At 42.9% G+C, this 23,357-nt stretch carries 23 protein-coding genes; 12 read left to right on the forward strand and 11 right to left on the reverse strand.

All coding sequences use genetic code 11. The features are described from left to right. Both V7L05_RS01370 and V7L05_RS01375 read left to right on the forward strand, forming a co-directional pair. The coding region (locus tag V7L05_RS01370; protein WP_335161114.1) for an HsdM family class I SAM-dependent methyltransferase at window positions 1-1,319 on the forward strand (1,319 nt) is incomplete at its 5' end. Between the two features lie 110 nt (window positions 1,320-1,429). Beyond that, on the forward strand, window positions 1,430-2,716 hold the full coding sequence (locus V7L05_RS01375; RefSeq protein WP_335161116.1) for a restriction endonuclease subunit S: 1,287 nt from the start codon (window positions 1,430-1,432) through the stop codon (window positions 2,714-2,716). Between the two features lie 79 nt (window positions 2,717-2,795). On the opposite strand, the gene V7L05_RS01380 is transcribed toward V7L05_RS01375, so the two are convergent. Next, complete coding sequence (locus V7L05_RS01380) at window positions 2,796-4,442, reverse strand: alpha/beta hydrolase (protein WP_335161118.1); 1,647 nt, start codon at window positions 4,440-4,442, stop codon at window positions 2,796-2,798. 500 nt (window positions 4,443-4,942) lie between these two features. Between V7L05_RS01380 and V7L05_RS01385 the strand changes: the two genes are divergently transcribed. Next, complete coding sequence (locus V7L05_RS01385; RefSeq protein WP_335161121.1) at window positions 4,943-5,395, forward strand: hypothetical protein; 453 nt, start codon at window positions 4,943-4,945, stop codon at window positions 5,393-5,395. Between the two features lie 238 nt (window positions 5,396-5,633). Here the strand turns inward: V7L05_RS01385 and V7L05_RS01390 are convergent, their stop codons facing one another. Further along, a complete protein-coding gene (locus V7L05_RS01390) occupies window positions 5,634-6,458 on the reverse strand; it encodes a class I SAM-dependent methyltransferase (RefSeq protein WP_335161123.1) in 825 nt (274 codons plus the stop codon). Between the two features lie 323 nt (window positions 6,459-6,781). Next, window positions 6,782-7,837 carry a M28 family peptidase gene (locus V7L05_RS01395; protein WP_335161125.1) on the reverse strand — a complete coding sequence of 352 codons (1,056 nt, stop codon included), beginning with the start codon at window positions 7,835-7,837 and terminating at the stop codon, window positions 6,782-6,784. A 62-nt stretch (window positions 7,838-7,899) separates the two neighbouring features. On the opposite strand from V7L05_RS01395, the gene V7L05_RS01400 reads away from it, so the two are divergent. Beyond that, window positions 7,900-8,022, forward strand: coding sequence for a hypothetical protein (locus tag V7L05_RS01400; protein WP_335161127.1), 123 nt, complete (start codon window positions 7,900-7,902; stop codon window positions 8,020-8,022). 421 nt (window positions 8,023-8,443) lie between these two features. Here the strand turns inward: V7L05_RS01400 and V7L05_RS01405 are convergent, their stop codons facing one another. Both V7L05_RS01405 and V7L05_RS01410 read right to left on the reverse strand, forming a co-directional pair. Beyond that, window positions 8,444-10,006 carry a metallophosphoesterase family protein gene (locus V7L05_RS01405; protein ID WP_335161129.1) on the reverse strand — a complete coding sequence of 521 codons (1,563 nt, stop codon included), beginning with the start codon at window positions 10,004-10,006 and terminating at the stop codon, window positions 8,444-8,446. Window positions 10,007-10,107: 101 nt separating this feature from the next. Further along, window positions 10,108-11,079, reverse strand: a complete 972-nt coding sequence (locus V7L05_RS01410) for a YegS/Rv2252/BmrU family lipid kinase (RefSeq protein ID WP_335161130.1) — start codon at window positions 11,077-11,079, stop codon at window positions 10,108-10,110. Between the two features lie 191 nt (window positions 11,080-11,270). Here V7L05_RS01410 and V7L05_RS01415 point away from each other — a divergent pair, with 191 nt between their 5' ends. After that, window positions 11,271-11,693 (forward strand): lysozyme inhibitor LprI family protein, encoded by a 423-nt coding sequence (locus tag V7L05_RS01415; protein ID WP_335161132.1) that lies wholly within the window; start codon window positions 11,271-11,273, stop codon window positions 11,691-11,693. A gap of 71 nt (window positions 11,694-11,764) precedes the next feature. After that, window positions 11,765-12,316 carry a Uma2 family endonuclease gene (locus V7L05_RS01420; protein ID WP_335161134.1) on the forward strand — a complete coding sequence of 184 codons (552 nt, stop codon included), beginning with the start codon at window positions 11,765-11,767 and terminating at the stop codon, window positions 12,314-12,316. Window positions 12,317-12,718: 402 nt separating this feature from the next. Here V7L05_RS01420 and V7L05_RS01425 read toward each other — a convergent pair whose 3' ends face one another. Both V7L05_RS01425 and V7L05_RS01430 read right to left on the reverse strand, forming a co-directional pair. Then, window positions 12,719-13,789 (reverse strand): LOG family protein, encoded by a 1,071-nt coding sequence (locus tag V7L05_RS01425; RefSeq protein ID WP_335161136.1) that lies wholly within the window; start codon window positions 13,787-13,789, stop codon window positions 12,719-12,721. A gap of 464 nt (window positions 13,790-14,253) precedes the next feature. Next, window positions 14,254-15,072, reverse strand: a complete 819-nt coding sequence (locus V7L05_RS01430) for a class I SAM-dependent methyltransferase (protein ID WP_335161138.1) — start codon at window positions 15,070-15,072, stop codon at window positions 14,254-14,256. Window positions 15,073-15,117: 45 nt separating this feature from the next. Here V7L05_RS01430 and V7L05_RS01435 point away from each other — a divergent pair, with 45 nt between their 5' ends. Further along, entirely contained in the window at window positions 15,118-15,846 is a 729-nt protein-coding gene (locus V7L05_RS01435; RefSeq protein ID WP_442937128.1) for a class I SAM-dependent methyltransferase, read from the forward strand. Between the two features lie 46 nt (window positions 15,847-15,892). Next, window positions 15,893-16,036 (forward strand): hypothetical protein, encoded by a 144-nt coding sequence (locus V7L05_RS01440; protein ID WP_335161142.1) that lies wholly within the window; start codon window positions 15,893-15,895, stop codon window positions 16,034-16,036. 38 nt (window positions 16,037-16,074) lie between these two features. On the opposite strand, the gene V7L05_RS01445 is transcribed toward V7L05_RS01440, so the two are convergent. After that, window positions 16,075-16,356 (reverse strand): hypothetical protein, encoded by a 282-nt coding sequence (locus tag V7L05_RS01445; protein WP_335161144.1) that lies wholly within the window; start codon window positions 16,354-16,356, stop codon window positions 16,075-16,077. Window positions 16,357-16,377: 21 nt separating this feature from the next. Further along, the gene (locus V7L05_RS01450) at window positions 16,378-16,845 is read right to left on the reverse strand and encodes a VOC family protein (protein WP_335161146.1); all 468 of its coding nucleotides are present in this window, start codon (window positions 16,843-16,845) and stop codon (window positions 16,378-16,380) included. 77 nt (window positions 16,846-16,922) lie between these two features. Here V7L05_RS01450 and V7L05_RS01455 point away from each other — a divergent pair, with 77 nt between their 5' ends. From V7L05_RS01455 to V7L05_RS01470, 4 genes are all read left to right on the forward strand, one after another. After that, the gene (locus V7L05_RS01455) at window positions 16,923-17,396 is read left to right on the forward strand and encodes a DUF4385 domain-containing protein (RefSeq protein WP_335161148.1); all 474 of its coding nucleotides are present in this window, start codon (window positions 16,923-16,925) and stop codon (window positions 17,394-17,396) included. A gap of 36 nt (window positions 17,397-17,432) precedes the next feature. Further along, window positions 17,433-17,726 (forward strand): hypothetical protein, encoded by a 294-nt coding sequence (locus tag V7L05_RS01460; RefSeq protein ID WP_335161150.1) that lies wholly within the window; start codon window positions 17,433-17,435, stop codon window positions 17,724-17,726. A gap of 90 nt (window positions 17,727-17,816) precedes the next feature. Then, entirely contained in the window at window positions 17,817-18,062 is a 246-nt protein-coding gene (locus V7L05_RS01465; protein ID WP_335161152.1) for a DUF433 domain-containing protein, read from the forward strand. Then, entirely contained in the window at window positions 18,062-18,418 is a 357-nt protein-coding gene (locus V7L05_RS01470) for a DUF5615 family PIN-like protein (RefSeq protein ID WP_335161208.1), read from the forward strand. Before V7L05_RS01465 ends, V7L05_RS01470 begins: the two co-directional genes overlap by 1 nt. Window positions 18,419-18,479: 61 nt before the next feature. On the opposite strand, the gene V7L05_RS01475 is transcribed toward V7L05_RS01470, so the two are convergent. Both V7L05_RS01475 and V7L05_RS01480 read right to left on the reverse strand, forming a co-directional pair. Further along, window positions 18,480-22,232 (reverse strand): CHAT domain-containing protein, encoded by a 3,753-nt coding sequence (locus tag V7L05_RS01475; protein WP_335161154.1) that lies wholly within the window; start codon window positions 22,230-22,232, stop codon window positions 18,480-18,482. Window positions 22,233-22,337: 105 nt separating this feature from the next. Continuing rightward, a complete protein-coding gene (locus V7L05_RS01480) occupies window positions 22,338-23,357 on the reverse strand; it encodes an aldo/keto reductase (protein WP_335161156.1) in 1,020 nt (339 codons plus the stop codon).

Consider the following 23,357-nt stretch of genomic DNA (forward strand, 5'->3'; position numbering starts at 1 on the left):
CTTTAGGATCTTTACTTGTTCGTAGGTCATTAATGCTACCCAACTCTAACTTATTTGTCCCACGCATCTGGGACTTTTGCAAGAGGTCTAATGTAGATCCACCAGTTCTCGCCCAAGTTGTTGAACACTTAGAAGCTCTTTCACTAGATCGCACGGAACTGGATACAAAAGGGGTAGCTTTTGAGGAGTTCATGGGTGGGTTCTTTAAGGGGGATTTTGGGCAATATTTTACTCCCCGTGAACTAATTGCTTTTGCTGTTGAAGTTCTGAATCCAGAGCGCAAACAGCTAGTTCTTGATCCTGCTTGTGGTTCTGGGGGATTTCTTCTCTATGCGCTTGATCATGTTCGTAAGGAAGCTGATCGGTGTTATCCAAAATACAAAACTGATGTGCGTCACAGTAGAGATCATTGGAACTATTGGCATGATTTTGCACAAAAGAACCTATTTGGAATTGAAATTAATGAGGAATTAGCCCGTGTCGCTAAGATGAATATGATTATCCATGATGATGGTCATACTAATATTGTTGGTTACGATGCTCTTGAGTTCCTAACTAAGCTAACTGCGATCAAATCCGAACTTGTACCCGATAAATTTGATTTAATCTTGACCAACCCGCCTTTTGGGTCGGTGGTTAAAAGCACTGAAAAAGAAAAAGGCTATCTCGATCAGTTTGAGCTACGCCATTATCTGAATAAATCAACGACTGGCACAGAACCGGATGAGTCAGCACAAAGTGAGAGAAATGCCAAGCGAGGGGCAAAGGCGGTAAAAGCTCGTACTAACATCAAAACAGAAATTCTGTTTATAGAGCGAATTCATTCCTATCTGAAACCAGGTACAGGTCGGGCAGCGATCATACTTCCTGATGGCATTCTTACCAATTCTTCGCTGCAAGGGGTAAGGGATTGGATGCTGTCCCATTTCCAAATTCTTGCTGTGGTTGGTTTGCCTCAATTTGCCTTTGCTTATTATGATGCAGGGGTCAAGGCAAGTATTGTTTTTCTCCGTCGCTTAAAGAATGGTGAAATAGTCTCGGATGATGTCCCTATTTTCATGGCACTAGCTGAAAATATTGGCTATGACGCGACAGGAAGAAAAACCTTTAATGTAAAGGTTGAGGAAGAAGTTATAGGAAAAGAAAAGATAGAGCGTCACAGTTGCGATCTTTTTGATTATCGAGTTTATTTTGAGTGGAGTACGGTTAATCCGAAAGAACCAGGTTGGAGTGAACATCACCGTGAAATTATTCCTGATACTGGATTGGTTGCCCAATGGTGGGAGTTTCAAAGAAATGCAAAATCTTTTTTCGTTTAACCCCTGTTCGAGTTGGTAATTCCAAGGCTTTTGCTATCGAACAGGGGAAAATTAAAGGTAGTTTTGGTGTTTCAAGTGCAATGTTTGAAACATTTGAACGGCCTTTATTAATGAATAGATCACTATTTCCAATTCAAAATCTACGCCAACTTGTTTCGGAAGATTTCTTGAATGGAATATTCAAAAAAAAAGATGATTATGGCGAAGGTACTTTGCTAGTCAATGTATGGGATTTATATCGTGACGAAGTTGTAATAGAGGAGAATCTTGAACGAATAAAGACTACAGCAGAAGAAAATGAACGCTTTCAGGTTGCTGAAGGAGATGTTTTTTTCTGTCGTTCTTCGCTAAAACCAGAAGGTGTAGGTTGGTCTTGCTTAATAGGTGAGCTAAGTGAACCTGCTGTTTTTGAGTGTCATTTAATTCGTGCAAGGGTAGATTATCGCAAAGTTTTACCCGCCTTTCTTAATTACTTTGTTCGTTCTCGTTTTGGGACATCGTATGTACGGGCTAAATCTGTAGTGACGACTATGGCTACGATTGACCAAGGAACTCTTTATAATCTTCCGGTAATTTGTCCACCGATACAAACACAAATTAAAATTGTATCTGTCATGGATAAAGCGCGATCGCAACGACGACAAAAACTAGCAGAAGCTGATAATCTTCTTGCTAGTCTTGATGATTACTTACTCAATGCCATTGGACTTGATCGCCCTGCTGAGGATAATCGCAAGGTGTTTGCTATGCGTGTTCAAGATATTCGCTTACAGGGTCGGCTAAATTCAGACTACTTTCATCCTGAACGTATCCTTGCTTTACGAGCTATGACTACTGCTGCAAAAAAGATTAACTGTCAGCAACTTCAAAATATAGCGACTTTTGAGCGTAACCAAATCAAAACACCGGAGGCAAATTATCTAGGTCTTGCTCATGTTCAGACTCACACAGGTGAACTTACAAATGCAAGTGATACGGCTACTGGGAATTGTTTTACTTTCCAACGTGGAGATGTATTATTTGCAAGGCTTCGCCCCTATCTTAATAAAGTATATTGTGCTGAAATAGATGGCTGTTGTTCTCCTGAGTTTCACGTTCTCCGTATTCGTGATACTAGTTCGCTCCTTCCTGATTACTTAGCAGTTATCTTACGCAGCAAACTAATTCTTGCTCAAACTATACATATGATGACTGGAAACACTCACCCCCGTTTAGCAAATGAAGATGTAATAAGTCTTGTAATTCCTATACCTGGTTGGGAAGTTCAGAAACAAATTGCAGCAGAAGTACAACACCGTAGTGAAGAAGCCCGACGCTTAAGAACTGAAGCAGAAAGAGGTTGGCAAGATGCAAAAAAATGGTTTGAAGAACAACTTCTTGGATCTGCCCTGCTATGATGTTTGAATTTCTGCTTTCTTACCGCCATACACCCAGCATCGAAATTCTTAAAGGTCAATTTTTTTAATTGGAAGTCCCTTATTTCTCAACAAATTCTTTCACCACTGCGATCGCGTCAGGAGGAATCTGCCTAACTAGACGAAATGGAAATGCCGGAGTCGAAGCAAACTGGGCATAATCTGAGGTCAGAAAGACAGCGTAGTTTTTAGCTTCTGGAGTCATCTGTGCAGCAAAAGCCAAAGCTATAGCTTTAACGTACTTGCGAACATCTGCTGCTTGTTCACCCACAACTTCACCACCACTAATCGGTGTATTTGGTTGTCCTGCCTGATCCAAAGTGGTACTAGGGTCTTTTACACTCAGATGAGTACCCCCAACTATACCAACTAGCCATTTTGGGGATGGGATTTTTTCAAATCCGGCAATCTGTTCAGTTAAAGCTGGAGTGGTTTTATCTGCGGAACTTGCTAACACTAGGGTAGGAATTTGCACCTTAGTTAACCCAGTTTCGCCAAACATCAGAGAAGTTGTCGGATTGAGAGCGATCGCCTGTTTTATTCTAGTATCCCGTAGTTGATAGCTATTTTCTGGTAGTTCTTGAGCGATGCACTGCATAACTTCACCCTCACTAAAGCTAGTCAAGTTCTTTTTACAGCGTTGTTTGAGTCGTTCCAGTTGTAACTCGGCTCCAGCAATTTCTAAAGCTGTACCACCACCAAAAGAATGTCCAATAACCATCGCGTTCGTGGTTGCGAGTTTCCCTTGTAGCGGATGATTAGGCGTTTGGTTGAGCTTTTCTAATTCGTCGAGGACAAAACTAATATCTTGAGGGCGATCCAAAAACTCATGAGGCTTCATAACTCTGGTTTTGCCTTGTAATGCTGAGTTAGTATTTGCCTGGTTACTACCGGGATGTTCTAAAGCTGCTACTACATAACCGTGGGATGCTAAATGTTCTGCTAGGTAACGCAAGTCCGTGCGGACTGACGCAAAGCCGTGAGAAAGGACAATTACGGGTTTGTCGAGAGTTGCAGCAGTTGACCAATAAATATCAACTGGAATTTGGCGTTGGCGCTTTTGGTCATTCAGGCTTAAGCTGAGTATTTTTACTTGAGCGTTTCCTGGTTGGCTGGGATCAAAAGGAAAAGCAATCTGCGGTGTTCTGGGGTCGATTTGAGGAGCGATCGCTAACATAAATTGCTGGGTACGCCAAAAAGCTGTATTCAAACTCCTTGCAACTATAAAAGCCTGTGGCAAATCAATTTCTAAGCGTTTACTCGGATAAGCGGCGATAAAACTCAATATAGAAAGACCCTGCGGTGCAGTAGAGCCTAATACCAATCCTGCTCTCAGTGCTTGTACCCCAGCTTTGTCCTTTCGGGCTAAGACCGTAGCGAAGTCATTGAGAATGCTTGTAGCAATTTGAGTATTAATTAACTTATTAACGGTAACAACATTTATCGGTACATTCATGCCCAGCGCCCCCAAGAGAAAGCGGCGTTGTTCTTCAGATAATCCTTTAGTGTAAGACTTCAAACTGCCAGACAATTCCCCAGTTTTTGCAGCATTTTGCAACTCAGTAAGAGAGATAGATTCTGTAAATAAACCCAAACGCACAACAACTGTGTCAGCCGCGATCGCCGAAGTATTTGCCCCAAACTGTGTAAGTGCAATCGCGCTAAAGATACCTGCAACTGTCTTAAGACTTCCCCAACTTCTTCCCATAACTTTTATACCAACTATTACTTACGGGAATATAACTAATATTTGTGTATTTGACTACCGATTAATTGCCTAGAAATCAAAGGAGATTTTTTCTTGAACTTGATGGCGCTCGCTCTGATTTGTTCAAAACACCTGCTGATGGGAACAAAGCATAACAAAAGCAACGAATTGTAGGATTCATCACAGCTAAAAAATTGAGCATAAATCAGTGTTAACAGCCACAAAAGCCTGATGGTTTCTCAGCTAGGTTTAATACTGTAACGAAGCTACTAAAACAGGGTAAGCGATGCCTGCGGCGGTAAACTACGCATCTACAATCTGCACTTTTTGTAGGCTGATATCTTGACGGCAATTTTTTTTGGCAGGAAAGTTTAATCGACTGCTTAATGTTTTGTCTTTGGCCTTTAGAACGTATTGCAGGTAGATAGTCTTACTGCTGTAGCTGCACTATCATTACTCATCAAATTCTACCAGCCGCTTCAACAATTTTTCTTGGCTTTATGCGTCGCAGACTCCGCTATATTTTAATTTTGCTGCTCTCCCTGAGTATTATTACACTGTGGTGGCCTGTGAATGATTCTGATTGCAATTTCGAGACTTTTCTCGCATCAAAAACTCCAAAATTCCAAGTACATGCTACTAAGGTTATTGTTCAGCCGTGGCGTGGTCGTCACCATGTATATGGAATTTTTATGATTCCTGATGAATACAAACAAGCTCCATTTTTTGTGTTAACAGTTCAAGGTGCTGGCAGTTATTGTTCAAAACAATTTGGTTATAAACAAAACTTTGATGATATCTTTGCTGAAGCAGGAACTTATCTGGTAAAGAAGCCTATTAGAACTCGAAAAACTCTGCGGCTCATTCTCCAAGGTTTGTACTTTCAGGTGAATGATAAAAATAATTGGACGTTGACTTTCCCGGAATCAAAAGTTGGTCAACATAATTTGTAATTATCAAAAAATTAGGTTTAAAACCCCGTCCTTGTAGGACGGCTTTAAGTTTTGATGCCTAAGCTAAATCCCCGTCACAAAACGTAATTGCGAACGCGAGTGCGTGCCGGAGGCTCTATTACAGCTATTTTCAGGTAAATAGACCATGCGGTAGGGGCACAGCATTGCTGTGCCCCTACAACAGATGTGGTTCAAATACATGAAAACTGCTGTAAGAAAAAGCGAATTGCGAATTGGTTTAAGACCCATAAGCCCAATCGCGTATCACAACAATTTTGAACTGACGTTCTTGGGGCAAAATGTAATCCAGTGAACCGTAGCGTTGCAAAGCCCACTCCCGCAAGTCTTGAATGGCACGAGCAAATATCTGATCGGGAATACTCCAAGCTGCACTTTGGATTTTGTTTTCTTGGTTTTCTAGCAATTTACCCACAGTATCTTCAACTCGCCATTGAGCAGCGATTTCGGTGGACAAAGTAGCACCTTGTGCTTGCAACTCTGTTAACACCTCTTCTTCGGTCGCACCGTAGCGCGGTAAAGGATGATTGTAGCCATCCAATATAGCTCTCCAACGCTCAGTAAATTCCCGTCTCTGTGAATTGACATCCTCATCAGCGCTAATAGAGGTAGCCTGACCGTGAGTGTAGAGCAAAATACCACCAGGTTTGAGAACGCGACGGATTTCTGCTAAAGCTTGCTTCCAAGCAGAAATCAAGTGAAACACATGAACCGTTAGAACCACATCGAAGGAATTATCATCAAACGGTAAAGCAGTAGCATCTCCTTTGATTGCTGTTAATCGGTGGGACACACCCTCTAATTTTTGGTGCAGTTCAGCCAACATCTTTTCTGAAACATCTACACCAGTGTATGAATAACCTCTTCTAGCAATTGGAACAGCAATTCTACCAGTGCCGATACCCGTTTCATAGAATTTAGTCTCTGCTGTTGGTGAAACTAGATTGAGGATAAAGTCCGTCACTTGCTCAGAAACCCCTGGTGGAAATCCCCTTGTCGCATCGTAAATATCAGACACTCGGTCAAAAGAAATTGTGCTAGTCATATCGGTTTTTAATGTATGGAAAAGTGATTCGTAGTAGTACAGCTACCCAAAAGCAAGCTACGTAATTAGAATTCTCAAAAATTTAGAATTACTTGTGCTAACTATGGCTAATTCAAATGAAAAATGCAGTATGTTATTAAAACTACTGTAAGCGTATCGCTAAACCGTAGTTTATAATCGAAATCTAGAGTATCATGGAAAATCATCCCAAATCAAGTTGTATTCAATTCCAATGGCATGATAAAACGAGAAACGCTTTTGTAAGCTTTCGCTACTTGCAATAGCAGTAAATCTCTATATCTTATTAATGAAGCGTTTAAGCATCAGCTTGGTGGTTGAGTTTCCAAAACCTCGTTTTTCTCTAACAAGGCAGTAGTAGTATTGACTACAATCTGTGCTGCTCCTGTGAAAAACGATCGCTCGATGGTCGCTGGAACATCACTAGGTTTATGATAGTGCGGAGTACGTAAATTTGCGGTATCTGTCACCAGGACAGCACCCACACCATGATACCAAAATGGTGCATGGTCGCTGCGTAGGGTGTCTGGTGTCAGTAAACCTTTAAAAGGAATTGGTACTGTTAGGGTTGGCGGCAGATTTGATTCTTGTTTATTCCGGGCGGTTGAAGGGAGCATTTGTGAGTTTTGAAAGGCATTCAGCAAAGGCAAATGTTCTGTATCACCAACTACTGCCAAAAAGTCGCCCTTGTCGCTAGGTGGGGTAACAGGCAATCCGGTAGGGTATTTTTGACACCCAGCAGTGTAACAGGCATAACCTACCATATCCATAACGATCGCTCCGCCCAAGTTTTGCAAGCGTGTTGTCTTACTAACGAAAGCCCGACTACCCAAAAGTCCTGCTTCCTCTTTGTCAAAAAAAGCTAGCTGTAACGTCCGTGGTGTGGGATGGGAACCGAGCAACCGCGCTACTTCCAGCACCACAGCTACACCACTGGCGTTATCATCGGCACCAGGAGATAAGGCAACAGTGTCGTAATGCGCTGCTACGAGAATTGCTTTAGCTGCTTTGTTAGTTCCTGGGCGTTCGGCAAAAATATTCACACCGTCAGAGAACTTTTCCAATTTGGGCTTCCAGCCTAATTTTCTCAGTTCAGTTGTGATATAAGTGCGAGTTAGCGATCGCTCTGTTGTTGTGTAGCGCTGAAAATTTAACTTTTGGATATGGTTTAACAGCTTGTCAGTAGACACTTCCGGGGCAATGTTAACTTTTTTTAACTCTGCCTGTGGTTCGGGTGTTTCCAGTGGAATGCTCTGAACAATTGCTGGTGAGGAACGCTGTTCAAAAAACGTGCTGCCCTGACTACCCACCACCGCAACTGCCACCAACACCAACAGCATCAGCCAAATCCATTTTCTCATGTTCTTGCCAAAATTTTGACTGAATCGATGCTCTAGATGATTATCGGCTCAAGTTCACGATTATGCCATTGCCTTTGATGCCATTCGGCAACCAAAGGACGGACAATAAACTTAGGATGGCGATCGCCCTTGGCGTTGGCAAAGCCATCGCCTTTAACATCAATAGTGTAGTCAGGATTTCTTAGCTTTTGATAAATTGGGTTTGTAAGAATTGGTCGTAACCCATGACAGAATAAAAGCCCTTAGTTATTACCAAAGAAATTTAAGTACAAGAAAGATAAACGAACCGCAAAGGACGCAAAGGACACAAAGTAAAGAAAGAAAGAAGTTAAAAGGGTTTGGCGCAGCCTCACAAAGAAATGGTATTAGCGGGACTTAAACATTTTTTCGGGATAAACAAGCCTCAAACCCATGCAGGGTAAGGGAAATACACCAAATGCTCAAAAACGGCTCAAACCCAGATATATCAATCAACCAAGCAAAACGATGTCAAAGTCTCTCTGTATATAGATTTGAGGCTTTTTTATGGGTGTTTTTTGTCTAAGTCCCATTAGGCATCAAAACGTTCTGTCTGTAGAGGCTCTTTACTTAAACCCCCAAACTTGGTTAAATAATTAACGGTTCAAGTTCACGATTATGCCATTGCCTCTGATGCCATTCGGCAACCAAGGGACGGACAATAAACTTAGGATAGTGATCGCCTTTAACGTCAATACGTAAACTTGAATAAGGTCGTCGTTTCTGAAAACCTTGGCCGTTGCGACCGATGAAGAGATGCGATCGCGCCACTAATCTATTTTCATTTCCAAAAGTCTCCATCAAATCTGCTCCCTCAATTCGCTGGCGTCGCAAACTAAACCCGCTACCGCCACAAACAATCCAGTGGATATGCGAATCAGCGTGTCCGGTATCCATTGTCTCCAGGTGTTCCAAGCAGTGCGCGTGACCGTTTAATACCAAATCGACTAAAGGACGCCCCTGAGTTAGGGAACCTATTTCTTTAGCTACCGCATCGAACACACCACGGAGGCGATCGCGAATGATTAAAGTTTGGGCTTGCTGCCACTTTGTCGCTTCAGTTACATAGGGAGGATGATGGAAATAAATCACCCTTCCTCGAACTTCAGAATTATTCCAAGATTCAATTAATCTTTGCTTGAGCCACTCCAGTTGTTCAATATCAGTCAGCAGTGTTTTATTAGTGGCTAGTTGCTTATCAATATCAACAATAATTTCTTCAATTTGTGATAGCTTGGCGTGGAAGTCGTCTAATTGATCGGCTTCGCTGGGGTTTTCGGGACGAAGCTTGGCTGAGGTTTCAATAATTTCCAGCTTTTCTTGCTCTAAATCTTCACGACGTTTTTCTAAGACTTTGCGATCAGCGTCACCTTCTTTTGTTTTAGGTAGCGGTGGTGGATCGTTAAATGTATTAGAATCCAAGGCAAAGAAATCAATCCCGCCATAGCGAAAAGTGTAGTAGCGATTGGGAAGCCGGGTGAAGTGCCCAGGTTCATAGGAAAGACAACGACCTGTATCTGTCTTGGCTGTGTAGTATTTATCTAAATGATCATTTAACTCTCCGGGAAGCTGAAACGCCTTCAGATAGTCCAGAAATGCCCGTGCGTAGGCTTCACCAGTTCCTGAGCCATGTAAGCCCACATCTAAATCTAACCGCGATCGCAACAGGCGACGAATGGGTAATGTTGTTAAAGATGCCAAGCTCAATAAAATCGGCAAGTTATAGTAATCGTGATTTCCCGGTACTGGTAAAATGGGCAGCTTAAAAATCATCTGGTCAAAGGCAATCTGTTTGGGATGTTCTCCGCCCAAGAGAAACTCTCGGTAAGGCTCGATGAAGTTCTGCTGGTAGTATTCACTCGACCCCACTAAATAGATCACGTCCCCCGTGTGTAGCATAAAACGGCATTCGTTGTGATGAGGCAGCATGAGTTCAGCTACCTGTCGCTGGGGATTGTGACCCCGGTGCCTGCCCGAACCACTATCACCGACAACTAAAAATGAGAACTCAGAATTGTCTGTTTGACCATCCTCCAACACCAGCCGAGTTTGGTCGATGTCCCGTTCCACAATTAATGGATCTTGCCACCGGACTCGCTGATTCATTTTACGAATTTTGTTAGCGATCGCTGGATCAGATACAAGTTTCAATACAAGTTACTCCTGAATCTTCAATTAAAAGACAGCAAGGTTACAGCAAGTCTTTCCCCTCTGCCCCATGCCCAATGCCCCATGCCCAATGCCCCATCCCCTCATTCTTCTACTGTGTTTTTCATCTCAATAGTCAGATTAGGAAGTCCCTCTAGTTTTTCGATAGGCTCAACTTCTTCTACTAATGGCACAAAAATTCTCAAACCTGCTGGTACACACTTAATTTCTACTGGTGTTGTGCCCACTAATTCACCATCTAGAACAACCTTTTGCGGTGGGTTAGTCGTAATTTTAAATTGTTTGGCTCGCAGAAAGCCAATATCATCCCGTTCTACGGCGTTACCTGTAGAAGCGGTTTGAAATAGATGAAATGTCGCTGCGATCGCTCCTGCCTTATTAGCTGGAGCTACAATTGTTAAATCTAGTAACCCATCATCATAAATCAGACCTGCTGGCCCCTGAGCTAAAACGGAAGTGGGAGGCGCGGCATTTGCGACTGTTACTGCACAGGCACTAGTTTTAATTATTTTGTCTTCAGTTTCAATTTCAACATCAAAATTTTTTAAGCTTCTGAGTTGCTGGAATCCTGCCAAAACGTAGGCCATCATCCCAAAGCGATTTTTTGCATCCCGGTCTGCCAATTCTACAGTTTCAGCTTCAAAGCCAATACCTGCTAAGAGTACCATTGGGCGATCGTTGCAATAGGCTACGTCTACACTGCGGATTCCTCCCTGTAAAATTGTCTGACATGCAGATGCGATCGTGTCAGGAATTCCTAAAGCTGTGGCAAAAGCGTTTGCTGTTCCTCTAGAAATGATCCCAAATGGAATCTCAGTACCCACTACAGCCGCCGCCGCCGCCGAGAGGGTGCCATCTCCCCCCGAAGCAATGATTGCATCTACCCCCCTCGCTACGGCTGCATAAGCCAGTTCGTCAGCGTCGATTTCTTCAGTTGTCAGATAAATATCTAGGTCAATATCTGGCTCTAATATTCCCCGAATTTGTGCCAGTTCTAGGTCTGGATCACCCTGACCAGCAACTGGATTGAAAATGAGGCAGGCGGAACGATTCATAAAAATATAAAAGCTAAACTTAGATCACTAAAATAGCAGATTATTTTTAGCATTCTTGGAAAATTTTGACTTCCTTCTGACGGCTGGTTTATCTTTTGTCAGCAGTTTAGAAGTCTTCTGCGTCGGAACATCCCAATGGTGATGCCTATTTTGGTATCTTTTGTCCAATACTTAAACAATAAAATTTTGCCATGCGTAAATTCTTACTAGTTTTGGCAAGTATGCTAACTCTCAGCACTTTAGATGCTCCTACCATAACAATAGCAGGCACAACGCCCGATTTACCAGAGATGCTTTTAGCTCAAAAGCTCAACTGCAATAATTCTCAAACTCAAATAGCAATTAATGAATGCAGGAAGTTATCTTATCAGAATGCAGATAAAAAACTGAATCGAGTTTATCAACAATTGCTATCTACCTTAGAAAGCTCTAGCAAACAGAAATTGATTGCTGCACAGGTAACATGGATCAAGTTTCGAGATACAAATTGTGAGTTTGAAAGAAGCAGATATGAGGGAGGAAGTATTACTCCTACCATTTATTTTGGTTGTCTGGAAAATACGACAAAACTGCGTACCCAACAATTACAGGAATATCTCAAATCCGACCCTTAATTTTTTTGATATCTAGCGATTTCTATGCTTGCGTTACGATGTGAGGTAAAATACGATAAAAAAGTGTATCTATGACCATAGCTACAACAAAGTGGACAACAGATGAATATCACCGCATGATCGCGGCAGGTATCCTAGATGATCGGCGAGTGGAACTACTAAAGGGAGAAATAGTAGAAATGTCACCGGAAGGAGAACCTCATGCCTACTTCAGTAGTGAAGCCGGGGAGTACCTGATTCAACTTTTAGGTACTCGCGCTACAGTTCGCCCCAGTAAACCGATTACCCTTCCTAACAACTCTGAACCTGAGCCTGATATTGCTGTTGTACAAAGATTGGGACGTGAATATTTAGAACATCATCCCTACCCTGAAAATATCTTCTGGCTAATCGAATATTCAGATTCCAGCTTAGATAAAGACTTACAAATAAAAACCAAACTCTATGCTGAAGTAGAAATTCTTGAATATTGGGTAGTTAATCTTAAGAAGCGGCAACTTGTAGTATTTCGAGATCCTCAAGATGGAGAGTATGCCTCAAAAACCACATTAACTGGAGGTACAATTTACCCACAAGCATTTCCAGATTTGGCTATATCAGTAGTTTCCATCGTGAGCATTTAGAAGTAGAAACGAAAAAAGCAATTACCCCGTTAGTCTGATTCAGGAACTTCCTTCTCTTCCTTCCTTCCTTCCTTTGCGTCCTTTGCGTCCTTTGCGGTTCATTAAAAAAATTGACTTAGACAAAGAGTTAAGCCTTAACCCAAGCATATTATTCCATAACCTTGAAAGAATAAAAGGGGAAGGGATTCAAAATTATTCCCTTTCCCTTTCTTAATAGTGGGACTTAGACAAAAAACACCCAGAAAAAAGCCTCAAACCTATATACAGATAGACTTTGACATCGTTTTGCTTGGTTTATTCATATATCTTGGTTTGAGTCATTTTTGAGCATTTGGTGTATTTCCCTTACCCTGCATGGGTTTGAGGCTTGTTTATTCCTCAAAAATGTTTAAGTCCCGATAGCTACTTTCTTTCTGGATGCGCTGCATCCTCTGGTGAAGGAGTACCCATCTGGTTAATTCTGGCAATCATCTGATACAAGCGCCCCAAGTCGCGTTGATTGAAGTACAAAGTGAGACGGGGTAGTCCAACAGTTTCATCTTGTGCTTCTTGAGGTAATGCCTGACTTTTTTCAATCCGTCCTTGAATAATAATCTTGCTGAAATCAACATTGAGTTGCTCTACCAGAGCGTCTGATATATCTGTCTTCAGGCGGATGACTAATTTATCGCCTACATATCGACAGGAGTGATAAACCTGGTAAAAACGGGTGATAGCGTCGCAAGCCACATCCAAGTTGTCTGTCACCGTGTAAAGGCTGGGGTCTTCAGGACTGACAAGACCATTTTGCACGAGTTGCTTATCAATATATTCGCTCCAAGAGCGCCAGTAATCACCACCAGGGCGATCGATTAAAACTAAAGGTACTGGGCCAAATTTACCGTTTTGGGTTAATGTCATACATTCAAAAGCTTCATCTTGAGTGCCAAAGCCTCCCGGAAACAAGGCTACAGCATCACTTTCTTTGAGGAGAAACAACTTGCGGGTAAAGAAATATTTGAAGTGAATTAGCTTGGGATCTCCCTCTATAAAAGGGTTTGCTTGCTGTTCAAAGGGTAACTGAATGTTTAATCCAAAGGAATTTTCTCGCCCAGCACCTTCCTGACCTGCCTGCATGATTCCACCGCCGCCGCCGGTCATCACCATAAATCCTAATTGAGAAACAGCGCGAGCAAACTCAAGCGCCATTTGGTATTCTGGTGTATCTGTAGCTAGACGAGCAGAACCGAAGATGGTGACTTTGCGAACGTGTCGGTAATCATAAAAAAGCTGAAAACCGCGCTCCATATCTGCTAACGCAGCCGATAAGATTTTCCAATCGAGACGCTCAATTTCGGTATCAGCTAGACGAACAATAGTAGCAAGTGCTTGTTGAATAAATTGCCGATTTTTTAATGTCGGTAAACGAGCGATCAATTCAGCGATATCCGCCTGTAAAGACTCTAATGTGTCAAACGACGCAGATGAGGTCATGAGAACTGCTGCAACAATGGCATTATATTTTACGTGAACGACTCACACTCTAGCAAGCAGGATATAGCCCTCTGATGTAGAGTTAGCATTCTCAGAACTGGTTTTGAGGTAATGTTGGTCATTAGTCAAGCTCAGATCCCCATCTTTTGAGATTGGAACTCGGAAGATGGTGTTCAGTGTCAACTTAAGTCTTGGGGAATAGAATTTGCTGAGGGGTTAACAGACAGACAAGCGGCATGCAGTCAGGAGTCGGATTGATTGAAAATACCATTGGGACTAGAAATCAGTGATAGCGGTTTTGATTACTCAGTATTAAAGTCTCATACAATTCGCTACTACACAAAGCTTAGTCCACGGAGGTGGACTAAGAGAAAATCAACGGTTTTTAACGCACAGAGGTGGGTTTTGTCTGTATAGCCGCGATTTCCAATCGCCAGGGCTAGTATTAATTGAGACTCCTCAATTTATTTTCGAGCGCGAACAAAGAATTTTGTAGTATCTTCCCAAATACCTTGATCAGTTGCTAGTTTCTCAATTTCTGCTTTGTATTCAACTTGCAACTGATTTAATTGTTCTGGTGATAATGTTGACAATAGAGGATTACCTTTAAAATTTATATTAATTGCTGTCTCAGATAATCTGTTATTCCTAAGAGGGCGATAACGTCCTGATGGCTCAATCTTAATTTCAATATCTCTAAAACCCGCCTGATTAAGCAAATTACGACATTTTTCTGGAGTTCCAAGTGGTTCAAGGATATATGGTAGCGATACGCCCAAAACTTTAGCGCAGATCCTCTGCTGAAGAGATGCCATATAAGCTGTTTCTGGAGGACAGGTAAATGCCACAAACCCTTCAGTTTTCAAGATGCGATACCACTTTTGTAAAATAGCAAGGATATCAGGAAAAAGTACAATTGCCTCACAGCAAAAGACAACATCAAAACTACTATCACTAAAGTGGAAATATTCTGCATCTGCCTCAATTAACTCGATGTTTTGTAATTTTGCTGCTGCAATCTTAAGTCTTGCTTGATCCAACATTCCAGGGGTCATGTCAATCCCAATCACATAGCCCTCTGAACCAACTTTTTCAGCTGCGGGTATCGCTACTAAACCTGTTCCAGTCGCCACGTCAAGAATTTTCTGTCCCGAATGTAGCGTTACAAATTCAAGTAGAATCTTGGCTTCTAGAGGATGGCGAGTACCTTCCTCATGGTCATAAATAGTTCTACTACCATAAAATTCTCTTAGTTGCTGCTTATAACTATCCTGATCAGTCATAACCAAATGTCAAATTTTCTACACTTTATAATAACTCTTGTTGTGATGTTGAGTTGCTCGTTGCTGAATCCAACTCTGACAGCACAAGCTGCGACTTCATCCACTACGATTTACGAACAACGGATAATCCACAGTCCAGATGGGATCGGCAAATATTACATGGGGCGAGAAATTGCCAAAGTTATGGGATATACGGGCGCTGGCTGGCTAGAACGTCCCAGCCGAGAAGGAGAGGAACAGCCAAGTAAGGTAGTCAACGCCCTGAATCTGAAACCTAACGATGTAGTGGCGGATATTGGCGCTGGTACAGGTTACTTAAGCTTTCGCATCGCGCCGCTATTAACAGCAGGTAAGGTGTTGGCTGTAGATGTTCAGCCAGAAATGTTGGAAATTATTGAGTTGTTCAAAAAAGAGAAAAATATTACCAATGTTAAGCCTGTTTTAGCAACCCTTACTAACCCCAACTTACCATTTGAAAGTATCGATTTGGCGTTGATGGTGGATGCTTACCATGAACTTGAGTATCCCCAAGAAGTGATGCAAGGAATTGTCAAAGCACTTAAACCAGGTGGTCGGGTAGTGCTAGTTGAGTATCGGGGTGAAAATCCCTTTATTATGATTAAAGGTCTGCACAAGATGACTCAAAAGCAAGTCCGCAAGGAAATGCAAGCTGTTGGTTTGGTTTGGCGTGAAACTAAAAACTTGTTACCTCGACAGCATTTAATGGTGTTTGAGAAACCTGATTCTAGCGATTTTCGTTTGCATGCAATATAATCTGACCTCACTTCCATTCCTCTCTCCTAAAAGGCGAGAGGCTTTGATGTCAATGTTAGATTTACTTGCTGGGAATATGCAGCAAGTATTGGCTGTGTTGCAGTTGGGATTAAATTCACCAGAACATCAAATATTTGTGCAGCAGTTGTCTAGTCAGAATTCAGGAGTCAGAATTCAGGAGTCAGAATAGTTAAAGAATCAGGAAAACATTTGATGAATATTTGGGCATCAGTTTATTTTTTTGGGAATGAGACTGGCGCTTTTGGTTGCACTATCCCAAACAATCCAGCTAAGAGAATTATCTAAATCATCGGGGCTATTTGAAACTTTAAAATACAGCTTTTCTGCACCTTTCCTTTCAATGGCAAAGTCAGCATTTTGAGCATAAACGACTATAAAACCTTTGTCTCGTAAACAATACATCGCCCAAGCTTTCAATGATTGCTTGTATGGTTCGTGTGGAATTGATGGTTTTACGATCGCATCTTCGATTACTTGAAATATTTGCATGAGTTTCCCGCTCATAGTAGATTAACTAGCCTCTGGATCGCAACGAATTTCAATCATAAAGCCATCTGGATCGTAAAAATACACCCCTCTACCAGTAGGACGAGTGACTGGGCCATGTGCGATCGCTATTTTATTTTCTCTGATCACTGTCAGCGCGCGATCGAATAACTGCGGATCGATGTCAAAGGCGAGATGGTACGCTCTAGTGAAAGTCTTCTCTGGGTCTGGATTTGGTGGTGATAATTCTGGTTCCCCAAATAAATCCAAAATTGTCCCGTCGGGGGTGATGAAGTTGGCTACTTTGCCAGATGCGACAAGTTCCAGCAGAGTTGCGGGTACTTCGTCGCCGGTGAGTTCATGCAAACCCAGGATTGTGCCATAAAAGTAGCGGGAAGCTTGCATATCTTGGACGTTGAGGGCAATGTGATGCACTTTACGCAGATTTCCGGGCGCAAGGACACTGTTTACAGATTGGGTGCTAGATAGCATAGTAGAACAAAATCTCTTTACTAGGATAGAAGTTGAACTTTTTTCTTAAAGTTTATTATTCATAATAAAAATCTATCATGCCATTTGATTATTCTTTAGACTTTAAAAATATCGATTTTCGACAACATCCTGAACTGTATCGTGTTGGCAAGGGTGAGCAGGGTGTACTTTTGGTAGAACCATATAAATCAGAAATCCTTCCCTACTGGCGGTTTAAAACTGCTGAGATTGCTAGAGAGTCAAGTGAGAAAATTTACGAGCTTTTTCTTGTATATCTAGAACAAGATGATTTTGTCGGCGCAGATATGGCACGGAAGTTTATCCAAATGGGTTATACTCGCTCTCGCCGCTATGCTAATCATAAAAGCGGCAGGAAATATAAACAAAATTCGGAAACTTCAAGCTCTAAAAAAGAGATTCTTCCCTACGAAGTAGACCCAGTTAAAGCGGAATCAGCAGCAATATTTAAAGCCAAGTGGGTACAAGCAAAGACAAATGAGAAATATCAAGAGCTTTTAGCCAAGCATAAACAGATGTATGAGCTAGAGTAAGACACTATTAACTTTCAACTGAGCGACTTTCGGAGGGTGGGTTATGCGGATGAACCTCTGAGCTTCGTGAATGAACCTCTGAGCTTCGTGAATGAACCTCAAAGCTTCGTGAATGAACCTCTGAGCTTCGTGAATGAACCTCTGAGCTTCGTGAATGAACCTCTGAGCTTTGTGAATGAACCTCTGAGCTTTGTGAATGAACCTCTGAGCTTCGTGAATGAACCTCTGAGCTTTGTGAATGAACCTCTGAGCTTCGTGAATCAACCTCTGAGCTTCGTGAATCAACCTTGGGGACTCATTGCAGAAACTCGTGACATTGTGACTAATTAATCAAGAGTAACGCGATCGCATCTCCCCTTCACCAAGCCGACAAAAATCATCCTGTGCAACAATAGCTGTAGCTTAGTCGGAGTAAAAACTATGGACTGGCAACACTACATTCATTCAGACCCAAAAATTCTGCTGGGTAAACCGACTGTGAAAGGAACTCGTTTATCTGTAGAGTTCTTATTAGGTTTGTTTGCTGCGGGATGGACAGAACAACAAGTGCTAGAAAACTATCCTACTCTTACCTCAGAAGCACTAAGAGCGGTGTTCGCTTTTACGGCAGAGTGTATGCGTGAAGAATCTTTGTACACCCTACCGCTTTTGTCTGGGGCGGGATGATGCGGTTTCTAGCAAATGAAAATTTTCCTCTGATGAGTGTTAGATATTTGCGCTCTGCTGGTTACGATGTAGCCTATGGAAGTGAAGACGCACCAGGTGCAGAAGATTCTGAGGTTCTGACGCGTGCAGTTCGTGAGGGGCGAATCATTCTGACATTTGACCGAGATTATGGTGAGTTAATTTACCGCCTACGAATGCCATCGCCAGTCGGTGTTGTTTATTTCCGTTATTTTACTGCTACACCAGAGGAGCCTGCTGAAGACTTGCTACGCCTGCTGAGTATTGAAGGTATATCTTTAGAAGGCAGTTTTACTGTTGTAGAGCGTACACAGCTACGTCAGCGCCCACTGCCCTAATTTACCTTATTTGTCAATCAGTCTCCTTTTACTATCCTTGTATCTCCTCTGATGCCACCATCTAAACTTGACTGGCATCAAACAACCACCCATCCCCGACTATTTCCTCTAGGCGTTGATTGAGTCGGGGGAGGAAATATTCTGAATCGTTCAGCCGTTGCTGAGTAAACCAAGTATTAAACTTTTCCTCTGTTTCAATTCCTTGGGTATCCGCCGCCCCTGATATCATCTCGAAACTACGCTCTTGGAGTTCTTCTAACTGCGGATCACCTTCACCTCGGTAGTTGCAAATGAATATTGCCGTTGCTCCTAGCAAAGCTTCTAATTCATCACCTTGAGGCACTTTATTATATAAAACATTGATTAACTCAATAGTATCTGCTAAGGGAGCTTGAATCTTCAGTGTCAGCCAGATTGCTTGAGCTAGGTAAACCAAACCGTTACTTTCGTCTTCTACACCTAAGTTAGTGAGAACCGTCACCAAATTAATGTATGCACGTATTTGTGCAAGTGTGACAACAGCTTGCAAATTGTAATCTAACTGCCTAGCTTTATCTCCAGTTTCACCCGCCCAGTAAGACTGATTTACTAGCGTCGCGGCTTTCTCTAGATCATCATTGATATCTTCTTCGATTTGCAAAGATTCTTCATAGAAAGCGATCGCTCCTGAGATGTCTCCTTGTTCGGCTTTTAACCCGGCGATTTTGTGTAGCGTTGCGGCTTTCCCTAGTACATCGTTGATATCTTCTTCGATTTGCAAAGACTGTTTATAGAAAGCGATCGCTCCTACTATATCTCCTTGTTGGACTTTTAACCCTGCCATTTCGTGTAGCGTCGCGGCTTGTGCTTGCAACTTCTCTTCAGGGCAAAGGTCTAAGGCTTGCTGAAAATGGACAACAGCCTCTTGCAAAAAACCCAAAACCTCTTCGGCACGGGCAATGGTTCCCAAGATGCGGTAGTCTGAAAAAACTGCCAAGATTTGCTCACATAAATCAAAAGCTTCTACAAAGCGGGAATTATTCACCCAACCGCTTGCAATCCTATCTCCAACGCTCACAGCAATTTCTTGCTCTCTTGCCAGCAGTCCCAAACGGACAATTTCCAGTCCTTCTGCTTCTGTACGTTGCTTAGAGTCCTGCCACCAAACTTGATAGACTTTCCTCGCTGCTTGTTGTCGGGTTGCTTGCCACTCTGACTCACTCAACACAGATTCTAGCAATGGTTCTAAAATTGTCGTCACTCGGTAATTAGCTAGCTGGGTGGGGTTAGCGGTGGCAGACTCGACTAGGTTAAGGCTGACGGGAGCATCCCAAATGTGCAAAATGCCCTCCCTCAAGCACACACTACGCGAACAGTCTGGAAGGTTGGTGGGGCGAAAACAAAGTCTGCCTAGCTTTTTCCTGACGGAAACGCGGCTCTTAGCTCGTTTCCCCAAAGGGGTATGGCTTCTGCGAAGCAATGCGGAGACTAGGATTAGTCCGCGCACAGATAAGTTTGAGGGACGGGAACCGACGTGAGCGTAGTCCAACGCAGGCATCAGAACTTCTTTGCTGGTGGCCGCGCCAGGGACGGAGTGGACTTGGTTTGTGTAGTGGCGAATTCTATTCGCCAGGTATTTGTGCAAAATTGGGATACTTGCAAGGCTGACAAGCTTGGGTAAGTCTGGACTAACTCCCCCCTCTCCTACAAGGAATGTGGCAGATTGTAGCCCCTCTTTTTGTCGGAGGACGGTTGGGGAGAGGTTCTGCATGAACACACTAATTATCTCCTCTGTCACAGGCAGATGAAACACACTCAACTGGGCGAGAAACTTTTGTTCTTCCGGTTGCAAGGCATCCAGCAGAGTTTGTGCCAAAATATTTTCACGAAACTTCGGCTCAGTCTTCTCCAGCCGATTCAGTAGTTCATCGACCGCCAGTACTGGTTGCCCAATCACCTGCAACAGCCACTTCAGCAAACCAGGGTTGCCATTGGCAATGTTAATAATCCTCTGAGTTTTTAACTGTTGCCTAACTTCTTTATCTAAGGAAAAGCAGATTTTATCAATATTACTGCTGCTCATCTCTGCCAAAGATTCCAAGTGCAGGCGGTGGGGTGGCAAGGTGTCTGACTTCAAATAGCGACAGGTGACAATCAGCCGACTTTCTGCCCCGGTTTCTACCAATGCGGCACAAATCGCCCCGAAAGTTTCGTAAGCTTCTGCCGTCATTCGCAATGAGCCATCTTGAATATTCGGGTTGGGGATGTTTTGCTCAAAGTCATCCAGCACCAGCAGCAAGGGTTGGTTGTGGATTTTTTCTATTGCTTTAAAAAAGTTTTGCAACCGCCCTTTGAGAGTCACCTTTGGTTCGTTCAAAAATGCGGGTATATCTGCAAACTGCTCATACTTATGGGAAAGCTGATTCAGCAAACCCCACTCATCGAGAGAGCCAACCAACACGACTCGCGCAAAATTAGGACGCTGCGCCTGCACCCTGCTACATAACCGCGCCGCCAAGCTACTTTTACCTAGTCCGTCCATCCCGGCAATAAACACACCGATTTGGTTGCTGTTTTCCCGCAATGCCTTGAGACACCGTTGCAAATGTCGCCTGCGTCCAATAAATTCAAACCGACTGGTAACTTTAATTTGATTATTCTCATCCAGAAATTCTGGCTCTGGTGCTGTAAAATTTAACCTTTCACGATTTCTTGTTCTCAGTGGTGTCACCAGTTCTGCGATCGGGTGCGTATCCCGATAGATCCGCAACCGATGCCAGTCGGTGCATTCCTTGTCAATCATCTCTTGCTGCGCCGCTTTGATTGCTGCTTCAACAGTTGCCCCCGTGGCCAAAGCTCCATAGAGCGCCTGCGCCGCGACAATACCCGTGCAGGGAAACACTGGACACGCCCAGCCTAAAACTATACCTGCCCCTGCCTTTACTAATGCCTGTGCGATCGCGGGTACTGTCTCTTTGTTAGAAACCTGTCCCGGATGACAACCAGAGAGAAAAGTTACAGGAGGCCAGCGATCGCTAAAAGCTTTACCTAACTCATTGACGGTAGTAAGTTGCAAATTCCCCACCTCATCCTCAGTGATCAAGCAAGGAGTATTGTCTGGTAAGAGAGTACCTGGTGGCAGCAAATAGCCGTAATCTTTTTTGGTATAAATTATCCCGTGTGCGGTGAGGTGAAAGACATCAAAATAATCTTCTGGGTAGGATTGCACCAAATTAGCTAACTCTGCAACAGAGCCAGTTTCCTCAATAATCAACGCCAAAGGCTGCTCTTTAGTTGCTTGCAAAATGTTTGCTTCTTCCTGCTCAAACCCTAGTGGTGGAACTCTGGGATCTTCAGGTGAAGTCGCCATGAACAGCAACCGCAATGGGCGATTTTGCACGCCAATCACTTGAGCTTGACGCTGCTTTCCAGAACGCACTGGCAAGACTGAAATATCCCGACGTTCGATTAAAAACCCTGCACCATCATGTAGTAACTCCCAAGGCAAATGTGCCAATCCCAATGCTACTCTTTCTGTTTCTGGGTTCAACCCCTGTGCTTCGCTGGCTTGAATCAAATCCAGATAAATTGTTTGCTGATCTGCTTCATCTAGCGACCTTCTCAGCCATCCCTCATTACCATCCAGCCATTGATAAAGTTGTCGTCCCAACTGGGTGAGTTCGGGTAAGGCTACTGTTTGTTGAGTATAGTAATTTTGCTCACACAAATCAATCAGCGCTGCCAACTCTGCTTTATTCAAGTGACGTGAAACATTGTTAAAGCGCAGTTCAAAAGTTTGCTGTTGACTAAGCGCGAAGGTGAGGTTTAGAGGCATAGCCTGTAGGGGTAGTTTCCACAATAACCTTGACCGTATGATCACTCAATTACTAAAACCTTACACTGTTGCGAAAGGCTTAGCCTATTCCTAAAGGCTTAGTTATTATCGCCGATATTCGTCACCACAATCACCGATCAGCTGATATAAATCCCGTGATTGCCGAGATACTGCATTGATGCGATCGCGATCGTCAGCATCTAAACTAAAACTAAATACTTTGGCATTATCTTCTATATGTTCTGATACACCAAGCCTTGCACCAACTATCACACCTCCGACAGTTGGCTGATCTAAGATGTAACGCACTGCCACGTTAGAAATACTTACCCCATGCTTATTAGCAATTTCCTTCAGGATCGCCAGCAACTCTTGAAATAATTGCCAACCACCCCAACCATCGATCATATTTTTATATTTTTTCAAACTAGCTGTAGTTAGATCAAATCCTCGCGGTTCCGGTTTGCCCAAATAGTTTTCTGATAACAAACCGCCGCACAGTGTCCCGTAAGTAAAAAGTTTTATATCATGCTGTTGACAAAACTTCACCATATTCACTTCGGGGCGGCGGTCAACAAGGGAAAATTGCACTTGGTTAGAAACAATTTTGATGCCTGCTTCGGTAATAATCTTCAAGTGTTCCGTGTCAAAATTAGTTAAACCTAGATGCTTAATTTTACCCTCAGTCTGAAGTTCTGCCAGATATTTCAGCGCATCCAGGTAATTTTTATCCTGATATTCCCACCAATGGAATTGCATTAAATCTAACGATTGCACATTCATTCTTCTCAGGGAAATATCAATATTTTCCTCGACGAGTTTTTTCGTCATTTTACCTGGACGAGGCACCCATTTTGTAAAGGCTTGCACCTGAGATAAAGCATCTTTGCCACGAGTATCAATTAGTTCGCAGCGAAACTCGCCAATAAAATCTTCTGCTGGGCCATAATGGTCTGCTAAATCCCAAGTGGTAAAGCCTGCATCTAAATATTTGAACATAGTCTCAATGGCGGCTTGGGGATTTATCTGTCCGTGTGCGCCGGAGACTTGCCACATACCATTTAAAATGCGGCAGATGTTTAAATCGGGAGTGAATTGGAGACGACTAGCTGCGGGTAAGTTCAT

The sequence above is a fragment of the Nostoc sp. genome (assembly GCF_036917755.1).
Taxonomy (GTDB): Bacteria; Cyanobacteriota; Cyanobacteriia; order Cyanobacteriales; family Nostocaceae; genus Nostoc.

Excerpts from the sequence above, each read along its gene's own strand:
- V7L05_RS01375 (WP_335161116.1), top strand. The coding sequence starts at position 1,430 with ATGAATAGATCACTATTTCCAATTCAAAATCTACGCCAACTTGTTTCG.
- V7L05_RS01380 (WP_335161118.1), bottom strand. The coding sequence starts at position 4,442 with ATGGGAAGAAGTTGGGGAAGTCTTAAGACAGTTGCAGGTATCTTTAGC.
- V7L05_RS01385 (WP_335161121.1), top strand. The coding sequence starts at position 4,943 with ATGCGTCGCAGACTCCGCTATATTTTAATTTTGCTGCTCTCCCTGAGT.
- V7L05_RS01390 (WP_335161123.1), bottom strand. The coding sequence starts at position 6,458 with ATGACTAGCACAATTTCTTTTGACCGAGTGTCTGATATTTACGATGCG.
- V7L05_RS01395 (WP_335161125.1), bottom strand. The coding sequence starts at position 7,837 with ATGAGAAAATGGATTTGGCTGATGCTGTTGGTGTTGGTGGCAGTTGCG.
- V7L05_RS01400 (WP_335161127.1), top strand. The coding sequence starts at position 7,900 with ATGCCATTGCCTTTGATGCCATTCGGCAACCAAAGGACGGACAATAAA.
- V7L05_RS01410 (WP_335161130.1), bottom strand. The coding sequence starts at position 11,079 with ATGAATCGTTCCGCCTGCCTCATTTTCAATCCAGTTGCTGGTCAGGGT.
- V7L05_RS01415 (WP_335161132.1), top strand. The coding sequence starts at position 11,271 with ATGCGTAAATTCTTACTAGTTTTGGCAAGTATGCTAACTCTCAGCACT.
- V7L05_RS01420 (WP_335161134.1), top strand. The coding sequence starts at position 11,765 with ATGACCATAGCTACAACAAAGTGGACAACAGATGAATATCACCGCATG.
- V7L05_RS01425 (WP_335161136.1), bottom strand. The coding sequence starts at position 13,789 with ATGACCTCATCTGCGTCGTTTGACACATTAGAGTCTTTACAGGCGGAT.
- V7L05_RS01430 (WP_335161138.1), bottom strand. The coding sequence starts at position 15,072 with ATGACTGATCAGGATAGTTATAAGCAGCAACTAAGAGAATTTTATGGT.
- V7L05_RS01435 (WP_442937128.1), top strand. The coding sequence starts at position 15,118 with ATGTTGAGTTGCTCGTTGCTGAATCCAACTCTGACAGCACAAGCTGCG.
- V7L05_RS01440 (WP_335161142.1), top strand. The coding sequence starts at position 15,893 with ATGTCAATGTTAGATTTACTTGCTGGGAATATGCAGCAAGTATTGGCT.
- V7L05_RS01445 (WP_335161144.1), bottom strand. The coding sequence starts at position 16,356 with ATGCAAATATTTCAAGTAATCGAAGATGCGATCGTAAAACCATCAATT.
- V7L05_RS01450 (WP_335161146.1), bottom strand. The coding sequence starts at position 16,845 with ATGCTATCTAGCACCCAATCTGTAAACAGTGTCCTTGCGCCCGGAAAT.
- V7L05_RS01455 (WP_335161148.1), top strand. The coding sequence starts at position 16,923 with ATGCCATTTGATTATTCTTTAGACTTTAAAAATATCGATTTTCGACAA.
- V7L05_RS01465 (WP_335161152.1), top strand. The coding sequence starts at position 17,817 with ATGGACTGGCAACACTACATTCATTCAGACCCAAAAATTCTGCTGGGT.
- V7L05_RS01470 (WP_335161208.1), top strand. The coding sequence starts at position 18,062 with ATGCGGTTTCTAGCAAATGAAAATTTTCCTCTGATGAGTGTTAGATAT.
- V7L05_RS01475 (WP_335161154.1), bottom strand. The coding sequence starts at position 22,232 with ATGCCTCTAAACCTCACCTTCGCGCTTAGTCAACAGCAAACTTTTGAA.
- V7L05_RS01480 (WP_335161156.1), bottom strand. The coding sequence starts at position 23,357 with ATGAACTTACCCGCAGCTAGTCGTCTCCAATTCACTCCCGATTTAAAC.